Source organism: Natronorubrum halobium, from assembly GCF_051351675.1.
Taxonomy (GTDB): domain Archaea; phylum Halobacteriota; class Halobacteria; order Halobacteriales; family Natrialbaceae; genus Natronorubrum.
In genome coordinates, this window is the sequence record NZ_CP195595.1 from 4,540,385 (window position 1) to 4,555,969 (window position 15,585).

At 66.1% G+C, this 15,585-nt stretch carries 15 protein-coding genes; 2 read left to right on the forward strand and 13 right to left on the reverse strand.

The features are described from left to right. The first annotated feature begins 28 nt into the window (after positions 1–28). A complete protein-coding gene (locus tag ACSFC7_RS22725; RefSeq protein ID WP_436345163.1) occupies positions 29–469 on the forward strand; it encodes a universal stress protein in 441 nt (146 codons plus the stop codon). Positions 470–558: 89 nt separating this feature from the next. On the opposite strand, the gene ACSFC7_RS22730 is transcribed toward ACSFC7_RS22725, so the two are convergent. The 6 genes from ACSFC7_RS22730 to rtcA all read right to left on the reverse strand — a co-directional run bounded on the left by ACSFC7_RS22730 (position 559) and on the right by rtcA (position 8,008). Beyond that, on the reverse strand, positions 559–1,896 hold the full coding sequence (locus tag ACSFC7_RS22730; protein ID WP_436345165.1) for an MFS transporter: 1,338 nt from the start codon (positions 1,894–1,896) through the stop codon (positions 559–561). Positions 1,897–2,211: 315 nt separating this feature from the next. Further along, on the reverse strand, positions 2,212–3,762 hold the full coding sequence (locus tag ACSFC7_RS22735; protein ID WP_436345167.1) for an FAD-dependent oxidoreductase: 1,551 nt from the start codon (positions 3,760–3,762) through the stop codon (positions 2,212–2,214). A gap of 240 nt (positions 3,763–4,002) precedes the next feature. Further along, positions 4,003–4,218 carry a hypothetical protein gene (locus ACSFC7_RS22740; protein WP_436345169.1) on the reverse strand — a complete coding sequence of 72 codons (216 nt, stop codon included), beginning with the start codon at positions 4,216–4,218 and terminating at the stop codon, positions 4,003–4,005. Positions 4,219–4,433: 215 nt separating this feature from the next. Next, positions 4,434–5,699, reverse strand: a complete 1,266-nt coding sequence (locus tag ACSFC7_RS22745; protein WP_436345171.1) for a hypothetical protein — start codon at positions 5,697–5,699, stop codon at positions 4,434–4,436. Between the two features lie 105 nt (positions 5,700–5,804). Further along, positions 5,805–6,758, reverse strand: coding sequence for a bifunctional 2-dehydro-3-deoxygluconokinase/2-dehydro-3-deoxygalactonokinase (gene kdgK1 / locus ACSFC7_RS22750; protein ID WP_436345173.1), 954 nt, complete (start codon positions 6,756–6,758; stop codon positions 5,805–5,807). A gap of 128 nt (positions 6,759–6,886) precedes the next feature. Beyond that, complete coding sequence (gene rtcA / locus ACSFC7_RS22755) at positions 6,887–8,008, reverse strand: RNA 3'-terminal phosphate cyclase (protein ID WP_436345175.1); 1,122 nt, start codon at positions 8,006–8,008, stop codon at positions 6,887–6,889. Positions 8,009–8,264: 256 nt separating this feature from the next. Between rtcA and ACSFC7_RS22760 the strand changes: the two genes are divergently transcribed. Continuing rightward, positions 8,265–8,501 (forward strand): hypothetical protein, encoded by a 237-nt coding sequence (locus ACSFC7_RS22760; RefSeq protein WP_436345177.1) that lies wholly within the window; start codon positions 8,265–8,267, stop codon positions 8,499–8,501. A 79-nt stretch (positions 8,502–8,580) separates the two neighbouring features. Here the strand turns inward: ACSFC7_RS22760 and mutL are convergent, their stop codons facing one another. The 7 genes from mutL to ACSFC7_RS22795 all read right to left on the reverse strand — a co-directional run bounded on the left by mutL (position 8,581) and on the right by ACSFC7_RS22795 (position 15,530). Beyond that, positions 8,581–10,791: a DNA mismatch repair endonuclease MutL gene (gene mutL, locus ACSFC7_RS22765; protein ID WP_436345178.1), complete on the reverse strand. Its 2,211-nt coding sequence runs from the start codon at positions 10,789–10,791 to the stop codon at positions 8,581–8,583. Between the two features lie 116 nt (positions 10,792–10,907). Beyond that, positions 10,908–11,810: a hypothetical protein gene (locus tag ACSFC7_RS22770; RefSeq protein WP_436345180.1), complete on the reverse strand. Its 903-nt coding sequence runs from the start codon at positions 11,808–11,810 to the stop codon at positions 10,908–10,910. A gap of 29 nt (positions 11,811–11,839) precedes the next feature. Continuing rightward, entirely contained in the window at positions 11,840–12,736 is an 897-nt protein-coding gene (locus ACSFC7_RS22775; RefSeq protein ID WP_436345182.1) for a dihydrodipicolinate synthase family protein, read from the reverse strand. A 114-nt stretch (positions 12,737–12,850) separates the two neighbouring features. Next, positions 12,851–13,693 (reverse strand): helix-turn-helix transcriptional regulator, encoded by an 843-nt coding sequence (locus tag ACSFC7_RS22780; RefSeq protein ID WP_436345184.1) that lies wholly within the window; start codon positions 13,691–13,693, stop codon positions 12,851–12,853. Between the two features lie 73 nt (positions 13,694–13,766). Then, entirely contained in the window at positions 13,767–13,964 is a 198-nt protein-coding gene (locus tag ACSFC7_RS22785) for a hypothetical protein (RefSeq protein ID WP_436345186.1), read from the reverse strand. Beyond that, the gene (locus ACSFC7_RS22790; RefSeq protein ID WP_436345188.1) at positions 13,957–14,349 is read right to left on the reverse strand and encodes a cupin domain-containing protein; all 393 of its coding nucleotides are present in this window, start codon (positions 14,347–14,349) and stop codon (positions 13,957–13,959) included. Before ACSFC7_RS22790 ends, ACSFC7_RS22785 begins: the two co-directional genes overlap by 8 nt. A gap of 278 nt (positions 14,350–14,627) precedes the next feature. Beyond that, positions 14,628–15,530 (reverse strand): SDR family NAD(P)-dependent oxidoreductase, encoded by a 903-nt coding sequence (locus ACSFC7_RS22795; RefSeq protein WP_436345190.1) that lies wholly within the window; start codon positions 15,528–15,530, stop codon positions 14,628–14,630. Positions 15,531–15,585 lie beyond the last annotated feature (55 nt).

The following is a 15,585-nucleotide window of genomic DNA, read 5'->3' on the forward strand; positions in this document are numbered from 1 at the left end:
TCCCGTCTGAGAGTCGTTATGCGAGCGTATGAACGAACGCGTTCTCGTTCCGCTCAACGACTCCGAACCGGCGCGAAACGCCCTTCGAGAAGCGCTGGAGATGTTCGGTTCGTCAGAGATCACCATCCTCCACGTCATCGAACTGGATACCCTCAGCCACGGCGTTTCGGGACCGGCCGCGGAAGAGCTCGACGAAACGCGCAAGGAGGAGGCGAGAGAGCTGTTCGAGGAGGCGCAGACGACGGCCGACGAGTACGGCGTCTCGCTCGAGACGACCGTCGAGAGAGGTGATCCGGCGGACGCGACCGTGAAAACTGCGGAAGCGATAGACGCAGATCACATCGTCATGGGGAGCCACGCGCGTTCGGGACTCTCTCGCGTCTTGGTCGGCAGCGTCGCCGAGGAGGTGATCCGGACCTCGCCCGTCTCGGTGACGATCTCCAGACCGAGATCCGATCACGGCGAGTGATTCGGGATCGTCAGGAGGGTACTCGCCGGTTCGTAAGGGCCAGTGGACTACCGCGCCGTGAGCGCTGGTCGGCCGCCGTCGCGGGAGCGTCAGTGAGCCACCGTCTCGTCCGGATCAACGTCGGTGTCGGGACCGACGTATTTCAGCGCGAAGGAGATGGTCGCACAGATCGCACTGAGCGCGACGAACATACTGAAGCCCCACGCGTAGCCGACCTCGCCGAAGACGTCGACGAAGACGCCCAGGAACGGCAACACGATGAGGGTTCCGGCGCCGCCGATACCGCCGATCCAGCCGGAGGCTCCGCCGACGGCGTCCGGAACGTACTTCGGAACGAGTTCGAAGATCGCCGCGTTCACGACGCCCATTCCGGTTCCGAGGACCATCATGCCGACGAGCGCCGGAACGATCGTTTGCGAGACCGTCGCGATCGCGGCGCCGACGACCATGACGGTGAAGCTCACGGCCGCGACGTTTTCGCCGCCGAAGCGGTCGCTGATGCTCCCGCCCGGGATTCTAATGAGCGAGCCGTAGACGACGAAGATCCCCGCTAGGAGACCGGCCATCGAGAGACTCAGACCGTGAAACAAGTTCCAGTACGTCGGATACCATGTGGACAGCGCCGTAAAGCCGCCGCCGTAGGAGACGGTGTAGAGGAACACGAGTACCCAGGTCCAACGGTTCAGCGAGGACTCTTTCAGCGATTCTTTCGTCCCGCCGGAGGGGAAGACCTCCTGACCGATCTCCGCCGCGATGCGTTTTGCCTCCTCCTTCTCGACGCCCTTCTGGACGAGCTGGAAGTAGTACGGGTTGACGCCGAAGACCGCGTACAGGGCCGCGATGGCCGCGACCAACGCGAGCCAGACCGAGTAGGCCAACGTCAGTCCCCAGATGCCGATCAGCACCGGGATGGCGAAGTTCATCACGCCCGGACCGATGTTCCCGGCGCCGGCGAACGCACCCATCGCGAACCCCTGTTTGTCCTCCGGGAACCAGTACGACGTCTGTGCAATCCCGACGGAGAACGTCGCGCCCCCGGATCCCGCCAGAATCCCGAACACGAGCAGCGGGATGTAGAGATGGGCGCCGAAGTTCTCAGGATAGTAGACGACGAGGGTACCGACGAGTCCCGCGATTCCGACCAGCGTCAGCGCAAAGAGGATGAGCAGCGGTTTCTTGCCGCCGACTTCGTCGACCCACGCGCCGAAGGGTACCCTGAGCAACACTTTGCTGATGTGGGGCGACGACAGGAGCAATCCCAGAAGCGCACCCGAGATTCCGAGCGTCTCACGGAAGGTCGGTCCCGCGACGCCGTAGAAGACGATGGTCGTCAGCCCCGCGAAGAACGCGAACGTCGCCATCACGAGTCCCTGCCGTGGACTTCCCGACAGATCGTACGCCGCTCTCGGTCGATCGTTGTCTCCCATCGATCCGATCCAGGCCCTCCGACGACAATACGTCGGTGCCTGAGAAAGCACGCATATCGTGAATACCTACTCTCGAGATAATTTACACGGCCTCGAAGGAGACGAGCGGGTCTGACATACGCTCGGGCCTCTCGACGGTCGTCTGAGAAAACGCAGTTCGCGAGAAGATAGTTGCTCCTCGAGACGATTCGACGTTTGGGGATGTTCGATGCTCACCGGTACTCGACCTCCGGCGGGCACCGATGAACTCCCGCTGAACGGACGAACCGGCCGATCGACAACGATCCGGAGAGCGCGAACGGGACGCCCGGTGCGCTACAGCGCCATATCTCGAGAGCCGTCGTCGCCGACACACTGCTGGCGGTCCTCGAGTTCGGCGCAGGCCTCCCGGAGGAGTCCGTCGAGAATCTCCGGCGTCGTCGGGTGGTAAGCCCGGTTGGGAACCTCGCGGACGTCGAGTCCCATCTCGACGACGACCTGCATCGTCTTGGCCATGACGTCGGCGTGGAGGTGTACGCCCTGGTAGCCGAGGACGGCACCGGTCTCGGCGCTGACGACCAGCGTCGCCCGCCCCTCGGCGTGATTCTTGGTCTTGAAGACGCCGTCGGACGACGCCTCGCGGGTGACGACGAAGGTATCCATCCCCGATTCCGCGGCCGTCGCGGGCGTGTGGCCGACTCGAGCGACCGGGTAGACGCCCAGTCCCGAGAAGATCACGTGGTGGGGAACGCTGGCGTAGGGCTCGAGGTCCTCGCCGCGATGGTGGTGGACGATGTTCTCGGCGGCCGCGAATCCCTGTTCCTTGGCGACGTGGAGGATCGGTTCGCGGCCGTTCGCGTCGCCGACGACGAAGACGCGCTCGTCGTCGGTCGCCTGCATCGTCGACTCGGTCCAGCCGTCTTCCGGCGCGAGTCGCGTCCGCTCGAGACCCAGTCCGTCGAGGTTCGGCCGTCGACCGGTGAAGCAGTAGAGGTGATCGGCCTCGAGCGTCCGTTCCGCACCGTCCCGGTGTGCTTCACCGGCCCGTTGCTCCTCACCGCTCCGTTCGGCGGCCGTGCGAACCCCGCCCTGCTCGGCAGCCGTGGGAACGCCGTCCTGCACGACATCCATGCGAACGCCGCCGTCCGCGGTCCGCTCGAGACGCTTTTCGTCGGTGTTCGTCAACACCTCGATCCCGAACTGGTCGCGGTAGATGTCGAGGATCGTCTCGCCGTACTCGGACTCCATCTCGTCGAGCGGGTAGTCGTCGTGTTCGACGACGGTGAGGTCGACGCCGCCGACTTCGCTGAGGTAGGGGACGAGTTCGAGCCCGATGTAGCCGAAGCCCATCACGATCCCCGAGTCGGGAAACGTGGTCGAATCGAGGACGTCGGCGCTCGAGGACCACTCGACGTCGTCGATTCCCGGTAGCTCGGGAACGTTGAGCGTGGACCCGGTCGCGATCACGACGTAGTCGGGATCGATCCGACGACCGTCGACCGCGAGCACTCCGTCGTCGACGAACCGTGCGGTGTCGTGGACGAACGCCACTCCCTCGCGTTCGGCCAGTTCGTGGACGTGACCCGTCCGGTGGTCGGCGAAGTCCGAGACGTGTTCGTCCTTCCGAGCCACGACGGCTTCAGGGTCGACCTCGGGGACGCCCTCGAGTCGGTCGTCGTGGCGGGCCTGATACCGGTGCTGGCCGGCCGAGAGGACCTCCTTCGAGGGCATACACCCCTCGAGAATACAGAGTCCGCCACCCGGTTCGCCGTCGTCGATCAGCGTCAGTTCGAGCGGGTCCTCGAGTTCGTCACGACGGTCCAGCAGTTCGTCCGCGACGGCGACACCGGCGCTGCCGTAGGCGCCGGCGATCGCAACGTGTACCATACGTCTGCTACAGCATCGACACAAAAAGGCGTTCTGCGCCGTGGAATCTGTTGCAAAACGGCGCTGTTGATATCGTAGTTAGTGGTCGGTTTGGTATCCTTCGCGGGAAGTACAGAGGAAAGACCGAACAGAAGACGGGAACTCGAAAACACACACACTCACGATAACAGCAGGAGTATCCGAGATACGAACGCTACGGAGGCAACGCCGGCAAAAACGTACAGTTAGGTTGGAGCAGACTCAGTCCTCTTCGGTTGTCTGGTGTAGCCCGAACGCGTACTCCAAACCGAACATGACGAGAGCCATCGTGAGCGCCTGAACGAGGATAAATTCCCCACCCAACAGTAGACCGACTACGAGAACGCCGACACCTGCCGACACCCCTAAGCAGACTGCATACGCTCCCTGAGAGCGGTCCATCAGCCACTCATCAGTACGATTGTAGAGACGTTTCATAGTATTCGTATTCAAACTAGACAGTTCCTCCAGATAAAATTATTACGGGTAGGGCTACATATCGAATCGCCCGATCCTCTTTGCAGGTCGTTCCGGCCAGAATGCCGTGTTCAGTATGCAGCTATCGCGTGCGGCTGCTCTACGGCAAACCACGGCTACCAGCGGATTTCAACAGCGCCGTGAAACGGCGAATCGAGAACCGATAGACGGGGGCATTACTGGGAGACTCGAGCCGCGACGGCGGTGAGCATGGCGACGAGCGCCGCGCCGACGCCGAAGCCGGGCACGCTGTCACCGGCAACTGTGTCGTCGTCCGCATCGGACCCGTCCGTGTCCGCAGCGTCGTCCGCATCGTCACCGTCGTCTGCGGTGTCACCACCGTCGTCCGCATCGTCCGTATCGGAGTCGTCCGCGGCCTCGCCGCTGCCGTCGATCGTCGCCGTCCGTTCCGAGAAGTGGTTGATCGCGATGTACACCGTCGCTTCGGCCGACGCCTCGGCGTGCTGGGCGACCATGTACCGGGACTCGTCGCCGCCGAGTGCGCTCTCGAGTTCGCTCTCCGAACTCGCTTCGGTCGCCGCCTCGCCGTCGACGCGGACCTCGAGGTCGTCAGCGGCACCCACCGCGTCTTCGGAGACGGTCGTCATCACGATCGTTCCCTCGTGGACGGTGCGGTCGACGGTCACCTCGACCTGGTTCCGGCTCTCCTGAGAGACCTCGACGGCGGTCTCCTCGCCGTAGGTGACGGCGTCACTCACGGTCTCGCCGTCGCGCTCTTCGGCGTAGACCTCGACGGCAGCCGAGCCGTCGGCGATCAGGGATTCCTCGTACTCGGCGGACTCGTCGCGGTCGCCGTCCGCGTAGGACCGGTAGGCCAGCGTCGCACCGGCTTCGAGTTCGGCCGCGACGTCGCCGTCGTCGGTGACGGTCACCTCGCCGTCGCCGACGACGAGGAAGACGCCCTCGTGTGCGTCGGTGTCGACGCGAACCGCGTCGCCCTCCGCCGACGCCGTCGCATCGCCGGCGAGTTCGGCCCGCACGAACTGGCCGTCGTCACCCGTCTCCACGACGAGCGTGACGCGTTCGGTGTCGTGAGCCGACAGCGTCGCGCCGCTTTCGGCCTCGACCTGCGCGCTCGTCTCCGATTGGGCGGCCATCGAGAGACCCGCACCCTCGAGAGCCGTCATCGTCTCGACGTCGACGTCGGCGCCGAGGCCGGCACCGGCGTCGGCCTCGTTCTGGGACTGGACGGCGACCGAGGAGAACGTCTCGTCGCCGCCGACTTGGTAGTCGGTGATGGCATCACCCTCCACGTCGAACGCGACGTGCGTACCCGCATACGCCTCGCTCTCGGCCTGACTGTTCACGCTCGGTTCCGCATCGGCTGTCGACGTCGGTACACCAGCACTGGCCCCCATCGCCATTCCGACGGCGCTCGTGACCACGAGCAGTGCAACGACCACTGCAGCACCTCGATTCATACTGTCGGGACTTTCAGAATGTCGTATAAAAGAGATTCTGGCAAAGCCGTCAAATGGTCAGTAGTGTGACTCGAGTGAGACCGAACGCGTCGGGATTGCCGGGAGTTAGCGTGACAGCGACGTCCCGCCGTCTTTGACGACCGCGTCGACCTCCGCTTTGGAGAGGAGCGCCACGTCGCCGGGAATCGTCCGCTTGATCGCCGCCGTCGCCGCGGCGTACTCGAGGGCCGTGGGAACGTCCTCGCCGTGAAGCCGGCGGGCGATAAACGCGCCGGTGAAGGCGTCGCCGGTGCCGATCGGGGAGACGGTGTCGGTCTCGTAGGCCTCCTGATCGTGGACGACGCTGTCGTGCCAGCCGATCGCCCCCTCCGAGCCGCGGGTGACGATGACGGTGGTGAAGTCGTACTGCGAGCCGAGTTTGTGCGCGAGCTGTCGCGGATCGCCTTCGAAGCCGAGGACGGTCCGGGCATCGCGGGCGGCGATGACGAGGACGTCGATTCCCGGAAACAGTCGCGTCAGCGTCTCGCGAGCCTCGTCGGGCGACCAGAGCTTGTTCCGGTAGTTGAAGTCGAAGGCGGTCGTCGTCCCGCCCTGTCGGGCCGCCTTGAGCATGTTCGCCGTCGTCTCGCGCAGCGTCGAGGAGAGCGCGGGCGTGATACCCGTCGTAAAGAAGACGCGAGCATCCTGAATCCGTTCGATGTCGAACTCTCGAGCCTCCGCCGTCGAGATCGCGGTGTTCTCGCGGTCGTAGATCACGTTCGTCCCGCGAGGATCCCCCGCCTGTTCGAGATAGTACGTCCCCTGCCGGCCGCGGTGGCTCCAGACGACGTCGGTCTCGATCCCGTGCTGACGGATCTCCCCGACGACGCGCCGCCCCAGCGGCGTCTCCGGGACCTTCGACAGCCAGGTCGCCGTCGCGCCCAGTCGATCCGCCGCGATCGCGACGTTGCTTTCCGCACCGCCCGCGTGAACCTCGAACTCGTCGGCGTTCTCGAGTCGCTCGTTGTCCGGCGGCGACAGCCGGAGCATCGTCTCGCCGAAGGTAACGATATCGCTCACGGCTCGGCCCCCCAGACCGGACCGCGTCTGTGTTCGTCGGCCATGCGGAGACCAACGGACGGCGCTGTCATAAGTTGTGGCGTTCTGTTGGACACCTGTTACGCCGACGGCGGGAGACGCCGGCCGGCCTATAGATCGACCGGCGATTCGACCGAGACGAGCGCCGGTTCGGCGGTATCTGCACGTTCGTCGTCGGTGCGCGCGATGTCGACCGTCGCACCGAACTCGGCGAGCAACTCGCAACTCGAGGCGACGTGTTCGGTCACCGCGGGAACCCGGACGCGGCCGCCCTCGAGTGCGAGGTAGACGAGCAACTGGTCGGCCAAGTGGGGGTCGACCGGTGCCGTCCGGGGACCCGACTCCTCGAGAAACCGATTCAGGGCATCTGCGGCGTCCTCGCCGACTCGCTCGGCCGGCTTCCCCCGCTCGCCGAGCGCGGCGAAGCCGGCGACGCCCGTCCCGTGGTCGAGTCGGAGCACGATCGCCGTCCCGGGAGACGGACTCGCAACCGTCGTCTCCCGACGCTCGAGGATCTCGAGTCCGAACTCGTCGAGCGCCAGTCGCTCGAGCGCCCCCTCGGCCTGCCGGAACGCCACGTCGCGATCCGCGAGCGACGCCGACTCGGTCGAGTAGAGCCGGACGCCCTCGAGCGTCCCGCGGTCGGTGAGATCGATCGGGCCGAGGGCCGAGGGGGCGAGGTGCAGCGTCACCCGCCCGCCGCCGTCGGGCAGGTAGCCGCGGCGGTCGACCTCGGAGGCCGCAGTCAGGCCGAGTCGGCGCAGCAGCGGGAGTTTGACGTGTCGCGAGTAGTCCAGCGGCGGCGAGAACGGCACGTCGGTCCCGCCCGTGACCGTCACCGAGAGCTGAGACTCGAGCACCGTCGCGAGCGGCAACAGGCTATCGAACAGCAGTGTCGTGCTCCCCGCCGTGCCGATATCGACGTCGTACTCGCCGCCCGGGAGGCGCCCCGGTCCCTGGCCGTGCCAGTCGGTGGCTCCCGCGGTCGACTCGAGAGCGGGGTCGAACTCGATGGTCTCCGCGCCGAGTTCGGCCCCCGAAACGTCGGCGTCGCAGAGTTCGGCCATCGTCCCGAGGACGGCCAGATGCTGGTGGCGGAGTCCGGGCGTCGATCGGTCGCCGCGGACGTTGTCGATGCGAACGGGTTCGTTCGCGAGCACCGACAGCGTGAGCGCGGTCCGGACGAACTGCCCGCCCGCGTTCGCGCCGTCGAGTTCGCGTACAGTGGGCATGAGTGGGGGTTCGGCCTCGAGTTCCCTACCGGTGGCGATGGCAGCCGACCTCCCGCCGAGTCGGCGTTCCCAGCGCGTCGCGTTCCGAGCGGAATCGCGACGCTCGCCGGTGCGATTGCGCTCTGCTGTACGGTCCGGCTCTATCGCCGCGAACGCGCGTAAACCGCCGTTCAACGAGCCGTGAAACCGACCGCAGGAGTCGTTGTCGTCTGTTGCAGGCTGGCAGGTTAGGACGGGTGAAAGCCAACGAGCGTCTATGAACCAACTCGGCGACCGACTCGTCATCCTCCTTATCGCAGCCACCGGATTCGCCGTATTGATCGCCGGCTGGGCGGGTGGGCTGGTCGAAGCGGAAGCGCCGATCGGATGGGAGATCGCGCTGATAGGCGGGCTCTTTCTCCTGTTGATCCTCGTTCTGGTCGGGTTCTGGACGGAGTTCAGCCTGATCGACCGGAAGCGAGAACGGGATCAGGAGCAGGACCGACCGAACTGATCGAATCGAACGCTGACGGTCGCTCGAGGCCTACCCCACCGGCCGATCGAGACCGACGCTGACGGTGCTCGAACACGTCTCACCCCTGGTGCCCCGGATAATCCCGTTCGAACCGCTCTTCGATCTCGCGCTCGTCGAACTGGACGATCACCGGCCGCCCGTGCGGGCAGGCGTACGGATTCTCGCAGTCATCAAGCGCCGCGAGCAGGTCAACTACCGACCCCTCCGTCAGCGACGTGTTCCCCGTGATCGACGGATAGCACGCCAGATCGCCCAGGAACTCGTCGGCCAGCGCGTCGACCGTCTCCGCGCCCGACTCGCGGTCGCCCTCGAGGAACGACGCTAACACGTCCCGGACGCGTTCGGGCTCGAGCGTCTCCTCGAATACCGCCGGAACGGTCGTCACGGCGACCGTTCGGTCGTCGGTCCGATCGGCGTAGAACCCCAGCCGCGAAAGGGCCTCGCGGTAGCTCTCGAACGCCTCGGCCTCGACGGCGGTCAACTCGAGTTCGACCGGCGACGCAAGCGCCTGCGCGGCGGGGTCGTCAGCGAACGCCCGGAGCAGCCGTTCGTAATTGACCCGCTCGTCGGCGGCGTGCTGGTCGATCAGGGCGAGCCCGTCGTCCGTCTCGCAGACGAGATAGGTGTCGTCGAGCTGGCCGAGGACCCGCAGCGACGGCAGCGAGTCGAACGCGGTCTCGTCGCCGGTCGCCGGCTCGCCCGTGAGCGTGCGCTGTTCGGTCGCGGCGGCGAACTTGCGCTCCGGGTCGGGGTCCGGACTCGAGGTTCGGGTTGCCGTAGACGTCTCGGCGGCCGCGGCGTCGGCCGAATCAGCCGTCGTGTCGGACGCGCGTTCCGCCGAGTCGGGTGCCGAGGGAGCGCTGTCAGCATCGGTCATCGACGAGCGGGCCGTCGATTCGGGACTCGAGTCGCCGGCGGGAGACGACGCACTCGAGGGGGACGTCGATCCGACGGCCGCGGAGTTGCCAGCGGACGATGGCTCGGACGTCGCTGCCTGCTCGGCTGTCGATCCGGACGACGCGGCGTTCGTCGCACCGTCGGCGGCCACGCCATCAGCGGACGAACTGTCACCAGCCACATCGTCACTCGTTGGGTCGGGCTCACCGCCGGTGTTCTCTGGCGTAGCGCTCTTGGACGCCGTCCGCTCCGTCGTGCCGGTCGAGCCGGGCTCGAGTCTGGCCTCCTCAGGAGCGGAGCGCCCTCGAGGTGCGCTCGAGCGGAGCAGCCCGTGCTCGAGCAGGGCCGACTCCACGGCGGCGTCGACCTGCCGGCGGACCGCATCGTCGTCGTCGAAGCGCACCTCCCGCTTTCGGGGGTGGACGTTGACGTCGACGGCGTCGCCGGGCACCTCGAGAAAGAGCGTGACGAACGGGTACCGGTCGCCGCCGAGTTGGGTTCCGTAAGCCCCCATGATCCCCTCGCGGATGGCGTCGGCGGTGACCGCGCGGCCGTTGACGTAGGTGGCGAGGTACTCCCGACTCGAGCGGTTGGTTTCGGGGTGGGAGACGAGTCCGGAGACGCGCTCGAGCGGGCCGGGCGGAAGTTCGTCGATAGCGACGTCGATGGAGATCATCGCGGCCGCGACTTCGCGACCGTAGACGGCCAGCACGGCCGCCTGCAGGTCGCCCTGGCCCGTCGTCGCGAACACCTCGCGGCCGTCGTGGGTCAGGGAGACGGCCACGTCCGGGTTCGCCAGCGCGTAGCGCGTGACGACGCGATTGACGTGCGCGAACTCCGTCGCCGTCGTCTTGAGGAATTTTCGTCGGGCCGGGGTGTTGTAGAAGAGGTCGTCGACCTCGACGATGGTCCCGTCGGGACAGCCAGTGGGCTCGACGCTCGTCACCTCGCCGCCCTCGTAGACGAGTTTCGTCCCCGCACCGTCGGCGTCGGCTCCGTCTCGCGGGTGACGATTCGGTCGCGCCCGCGAGACGGAGCCGATGGTGTGCAACGCTTCGCCCCGGAACCCCAGGGTTGCGACGCCCGACTCGAGGTCCTCGAGCCCCTCGATCTTGCTGGTCGTGTGTTCGCGAACGGCCGCGCGGACGTCTGCCTCGGTCATCCCGCGGCCGTCGTCGGTAACCCGAATCAGTTCGGTGCCGCCCTCTTCGACGGTGACGTCGACGGTGTCGGCGTCGGCGTCGAGGCTGTTCTCGAGGAGTTCCTTGACCGCGCTGGCCGGTCGCTCGACGACCTCGCCGGCGGCGATGCGGGCGACGGTGTCCTCGTCTAACTGGCGGATGTCGGTGTCCTGTGATGGGGTGTCAGTCATGGCTCGTTCTCCGAGTGAACGGCGGCGTCGTGGGACGGTCGGGAACGCGGGGTTGTAACCGACCGTGTTCGATTCCGCGCGTTCGGTTCATGGCGTTCGCTCTCACTCGAGCGTGGTTAAACTGTGGGTTGGTGGGGAGCGCGATCGCTCGTCTCGAGCGCCTGCAGAACGCCCTCGAGATCGTCGATCCGCGACCGATCACAGCGGATGGCGGGTCGCCGGCGCCGCTCCAAGACGAGGTGGTCGTCGGTCAGCCGGACGTCGGTAATCCGCTCACTCGGGACGAGTCGTCTGTACGAGGGGACGATCCGCGGTTCGAAGACGAGTCCCGTCTCGTAGGCGCGGATCTCGCCGCGAACGTAGTTCACGTCGGGTATCGAGAGCACCGTCCGTTTCGAGCCGTCGGAGTTCGGGATCGAGAGCGTCGGTGCCCAGCCGAACGCGATGAGGCCGGTTCCGAGGAGGCTCAACTGAAACGATCCCCGACCGAACCCGTTCTCGGCGGACAGTATCGCGACGAGCAGGAAACAGCCGACGCCGTAGCCGATCGCGGTGACGTCCGTTCCGGACTGATACCACGTCCACGTCGCGGCCGATCGGTTTTCACGTTCGATTTCGGCCCCGACGGCGGTGTCGTGGGCGACCAGCGCGAGCAGCCTGGCGGGGAGACCGATCCCGAGGACTGCGACGGCGACGAGCGGGAGCAGCCACCCCCTCGGAACGATTGCGGTCGTGGTGAGAACACCGAAGCCACCGGCGACGACCAGCGCCGGCAGACAGAGCGCGACGATGCGCCAGCGCCAGGTGCCGAGTCGGATCGCAAACGCGGGACCGTGACGGGCGGCGATCGCACCGCAGAGCAGCCCGCCCGTGAACACGGTCGGAATCAGCCCGAGGATCGCGTCGCTCGAGGCACCCGCAGCGACCGCGAGGAGGGCGACGAGGCCGGCCGTAGCGGTGGCGACGTACAACCCGACGGCGGCGGGCCAATCGATACCGGGGTCCACAGTGGCAGCCATCGGACGACGATTGGTGGCCGACCGATATATTAGTTCCCTGATTCGAGTACGCCGTCGACGCTCTCACCGATCGCCTCCCGACCGTCGTCCGGGACCTCGACGAGCGGCGGGCGAACGGCATCGGTGGGGATCACGTCGCAGTACTCGAGTGCGGTCTTCGTCGCCGGGGCGAAGCCGTAGTTCGCACACGAGTCGAACAGCGGGACGATGGCGTCCTGGAGGTTCTCGCCCTGCTCGTCATCGTACGTCTCGTACAGTTCGGCGTACTGCTCGGGGACGACGTTCGAGAGCGCGTTCACCCCGCCGTCTGCCCCCATCCGCAGTGCGGGGACGAGCAGCGCGTCGTAGCCCTGCAGCACGAGGAACTCGTCGGGAGTGTTCCGGAGGATCGAGAGGAAGTACTCGAGGTCGCCGCTCGAGTCCTTCAGGCCGATCACGTTGTCGTGGGTCGCGACGGCCGCGAGCGTCTCGGGTTCCAGTCGCTTGCCGGTACAGACCGGGATGTTGTAGAGGAGCAGCGGGAGCGGGGAGCGTTCGGCGACCCGCTCGAGGAACCGCTGGTTACCCTCGGGAGCGTTCGCCGTGTGGAAGTACGGCGGCGTGAGGACCGCCGCGTCGGCACCGATCTCGGCCGCCGTTTCCGTATGGGAGACCGCGTCGGCGACGCTCGTCGCGGCCGCGCCCGCGAGCACCGGCACCTCGCCGTCGACGTGCTCGACTGCGAGCTCGTGGACGCGGTCGCGTTCTTCTGTGGTGAGGCTGGCGAACTCGCCCGTCGTTCCGCAGGGGAAGAGCGCGTCGATACCGCCCGCGAGGAGGTGGTCGACGAGGTCGTCGAAGGCTGATTCGTCGATACCGCTCGAGTCGTCCTCGAACGGCGTGACGAGGGGACAGGTGATACCTTGCAGTGCCTGCTGGAGAGTCATACTCGGGTCATTTCGCGGTGGCTGCAAAAACGTACCTGCTCTCGACGGCGATCGGTGCCGGTACGGTGCGCGGCGGAGCTACCCGGTCGCGCGGCGGTGCACCGGTGTCCAGCGCTACCGCGGCTCCACGCCCAACTCGCGGTCGCGACTGCGATCCGTCCGGAGGAATTCGTCCGGATCGAAGGGGCGCGCTTCGCGCCGGTACTCCTCGTAGACCTCGTTCGCCCACTCGCGCGCTTCCGGAGCGGACGTGTCGATCACCGCCTCGAGTTGTGCCGATTCGGGATCGTGCCCGCAGATGCCGATGCGGTCGTCCATGATGTTGAGACCGCACCGGTCGTCGTCCGGCAACGCGTCGTGGAGCAGTATCGTGCAGTTCTCGCGCGCGAGGGCCTCGGCGGTCAGCTCCGGATTCCACGCCACGATCGTTCGGAGAATCCGGGGCGCGTAGATGTACTCGACGTCCATCCCGTCGATGGCGCGCCGACAGAAGACGTCGAGATTCCCGGACTTGTACAGCGTCGTCCCGAAGCCGCGGATCGCGTCGGTGGATTCGAGCAACTGCGTGACGCGCTCGATGGGCTGGTAGGGGTAGCCCGGTCCCGGAGACGCGACCTCCGCGTCCGCGAACAGGTCGACGGTGAACCCCTCCATCTCCCGCGGAAGCCACTGCCAGACGGAACGCAGCGTTCGAGCCGTCGCCATCCCCGTCCACAACTCGACGAAGCGCTCGGTGACGAACTCGCCCAACAGCGTCAGTTCGTAGCGTCCGTCGTCGCGAACGATCCAGCCGCGATCCTCGAGGTCGCGGATAATTCGCCCGACCGTCGGATTCGACGCGCCGGTTACGTCGCACAGATCACGGCGATCGAAGGCGTCTTCGGACAGTGCCTCGAGCACCGCGACTCGGTGCTCCGACCGCGCCAAAAACTCGATGTCGAGTATCGCATCGTCCATTGGTACCGATACGCACAGGAGCATAATACGTTTCGCGAGAAAATCGATGATAGACCGGAACGAAAGACTGCCCTCAACAGTAGTAAATCCAGAACTCGTGACCGTCTGCGCAGCGGGCCGTGCTGTACTCGCCGAAGGCCGCAGCGTACGGCCGCACGCGGTACTCGGCCTCGGTGTCCGAAAGCGAGACGCTCGTCGGTCGGTCACAGTGCGGGCAGGCGATCTCGACTTCTTCGGTCTGATCCGTCGAGGACGCGACCTCGTTACGCATCGCCACTCATCTTGTCCAGCATGTGGTCGAGGACCGCCGCGTGTTCGTCCTGCGGGCTGAAGAGGATAATCTCCGAATCCGCCTCGGCGCTGACGGTGTGTCCGGGTGGCCAGTAGAAGAGATCTCCGGCCGCGTCGGTCTCTTCCGATTCGTCCGCGTACCGAACGGTGAGCGTTCCCTCGAGAACGTACCCCCAGTGGGGGCACTGGCACGTGTCGTCTTCTAGACCTTCGAGGAGCGGCGTAATGTCCGTCCCGCTGGCCAGTGTAAAGTACTCGCCGCTGATTTCGCCGTATCCGCGGGCCGTACCGAAGCCCATCTGCTGGCGAGCGATCGCGTCCGGCGTGTCGATTTTGGTTGGGATGTCTTCTTTTGCTTGCTGCATTGCGTTCACCCGATCTGACCCGGAGATCGCCCGACAACCCGAGTGGACCGGGACCGTGGCCGATTCCAGATACCGGTCGATTCGGCGACTGTATCCTGCCGACTGTTCGTCGCTGTCGATCTCCGTCGATCAGTACTGGATCGGACGCGCCTATCGAAGGAGTAGTTACTCGGTGGAATATTTCAGCGGGTGAAACGGAGACGCGCCTCCGTGAGAGCGACGATCTCCGGCTACGAAACGGCGATCCGCCCCGGACTGCTGTGAACCGAACGCTCGCGTTACTCGAGCCCCAGATCCTGCGACATCGAGTTCCCGGCCCGCGGGACACCCTTCACGGTCACGGTCTCGCCGTTCATGAACGAGGCGGCGGGACTCGAGAGGAACTGGGCGACGTCGGCGATCTCCTCGGCGTGGCCGATGCGCCGATCGGTCTTCTCGCGGGCCGGCATCGATTCGCTATCGATACCGAGCGTTTCGGCGACGCCGGGCGTCTGGATCAGGCCGGGCGCGATACAGTTGACGCGGATGCCGTCGTCGGCCCACTCGACGGCGAGCGTCTCGGTCAGTCGGATGATGGCCGCCTTCGACGCCCCGTAGTGGCTCTCGCCGGGCGCGGCGTGCTGGCCGTTGACGCTCGAGAGGTTGATGATGACCCCGCCGTCGCCTTCGCGCATGACCTCGCCGGCGAGTTGCGTGCAGTGGACGGTGCTGTTGAGGTTGAGGTCGACGATGGTCTGCCAGCCGTTGGCCGAGATGTCCTCGAAGTTCGCGACGAACTCGCCGCCGGCGTTGTTGACCAGCACGTCGATATCGCCGAACTCGTCGACGGTTTCGTCGACGAGGTTCCGGACCTGCTCGCGTTCGCGGACGTTACACTCGACGGCGAGCGCCTCGCCAGTGCTCGCGGCGTCGCCGCTCGCAGTATCCGAGGCGTCCTCAGAAGTGCTTTGCACTTCTGATGGGCTGCGAGAATCGCTTTGCGATTCTCGAACGCTTTGCGCCTCGCTCTCGGCCTCGTTGATCCCCTCGGCCACTGGCCCGACGCGGTCCATCGATCGCGAGCAGATCGACACGTTCGCACCGCTGGCTGCGAGCGTCTCCGCGATTGCCTGTCCGATTCCCTGACTCGCGCCCGTGACGATCGCGGTATTCCCTGCGACGTCGAAATCCGGTTCGTGCATCGTGCTAACTCGTGCCCCATCGAGGCATAGATGTACCGATCTGCCGCGGCCGCGT

What these genes read in the sequence shown, in the direction of transcription:
- ACSFC7_RS22775 (WP_436345182.1), bottom strand. Translation starts at nt 12,736, where the DNA reads ATGACTCTCCAGCAGGCACTGCAAGGTATCACCTGTCCCCTCGTCACG.
- ACSFC7_RS22760 (WP_436345177.1), top strand. Translation starts at nt 8,265, where the DNA reads ATGAACCAACTCGGCGACCGACTCGTCATCCTCCTTATCGCAGCCACC.
- ACSFC7_RS22740 (WP_436345169.1), bottom strand. Translation starts at nt 4,218, where the DNA reads ATGAAACGTCTCTACAATCGTACTGATGAGTGGCTGATGGACCGCTCT.
- ACSFC7_RS22770 (WP_436345180.1), bottom strand. Translation starts at nt 11,810, where the DNA reads ATGGCTGCCACTGTGGACCCCGGTATCGATTGGCCCGCCGCCGTCGGG.
- ACSFC7_RS22725 (WP_436345163.1), top strand. Translation starts at nt 29, where the DNA reads ATGAACGAACGCGTTCTCGTTCCGCTCAACGACTCCGAACCGGCGCGA.
- mutL (WP_436345178.1), bottom strand. Translation starts at nt 10,791, where the DNA reads ATGACTGACACCCCATCACAGGACACCGACATCCGCCAGTTAGACGAG.
- ACSFC7_RS22730 (WP_436345165.1), bottom strand. Translation starts at nt 1,896, where the DNA reads ATGGGAGACAACGATCGACCGAGAGCGGCGTACGATCTGTCGGGAAGT.
- ACSFC7_RS22780 (WP_436345184.1), bottom strand. Translation starts at nt 13,693, where the DNA reads ATGGACGATGCGATACTCGACATCGAGTTTTTGGCGCGGTCGGAGCAC.
- ACSFC7_RS22790 (WP_436345188.1), bottom strand. Translation starts at nt 14,349, where the DNA reads ATGCAGCAAGCAAAAGAAGACATCCCAACCAAAATCGACACGCCGGAC.
- ACSFC7_RS22795 (WP_436345190.1), bottom strand. Translation starts at nt 15,530, where the DNA reads ATGCACGAACCGGATTTCGACGTCGCAGGGAATACCGCGATCGTCACG.
- ACSFC7_RS22735 (WP_436345167.1), bottom strand. Translation starts at nt 3,762, where the DNA reads ATGGTACACGTTGCGATCGCCGGCGCCTACGGCAGCGCCGGTGTCGCC.
- ACSFC7_RS22785 (WP_436345186.1), bottom strand. Translation starts at nt 13,964, where the DNA reads ATGCGTAACGAGGTCGCGTCCTCGACGGATCAGACCGAAGAAGTCGAG.
- rtcA (WP_436345175.1), bottom strand. Translation starts at nt 8,008, where the DNA reads ATGCCCACTGTACGCGAACTCGACGGCGCGAACGCGGGCGGGCAGTTC.
- ACSFC7_RS22745 (WP_436345171.1), bottom strand. Translation starts at nt 5,699, where the DNA reads ATGAATCGAGGTGCTGCAGTGGTCGTTGCACTGCTCGTGGTCACGAGC.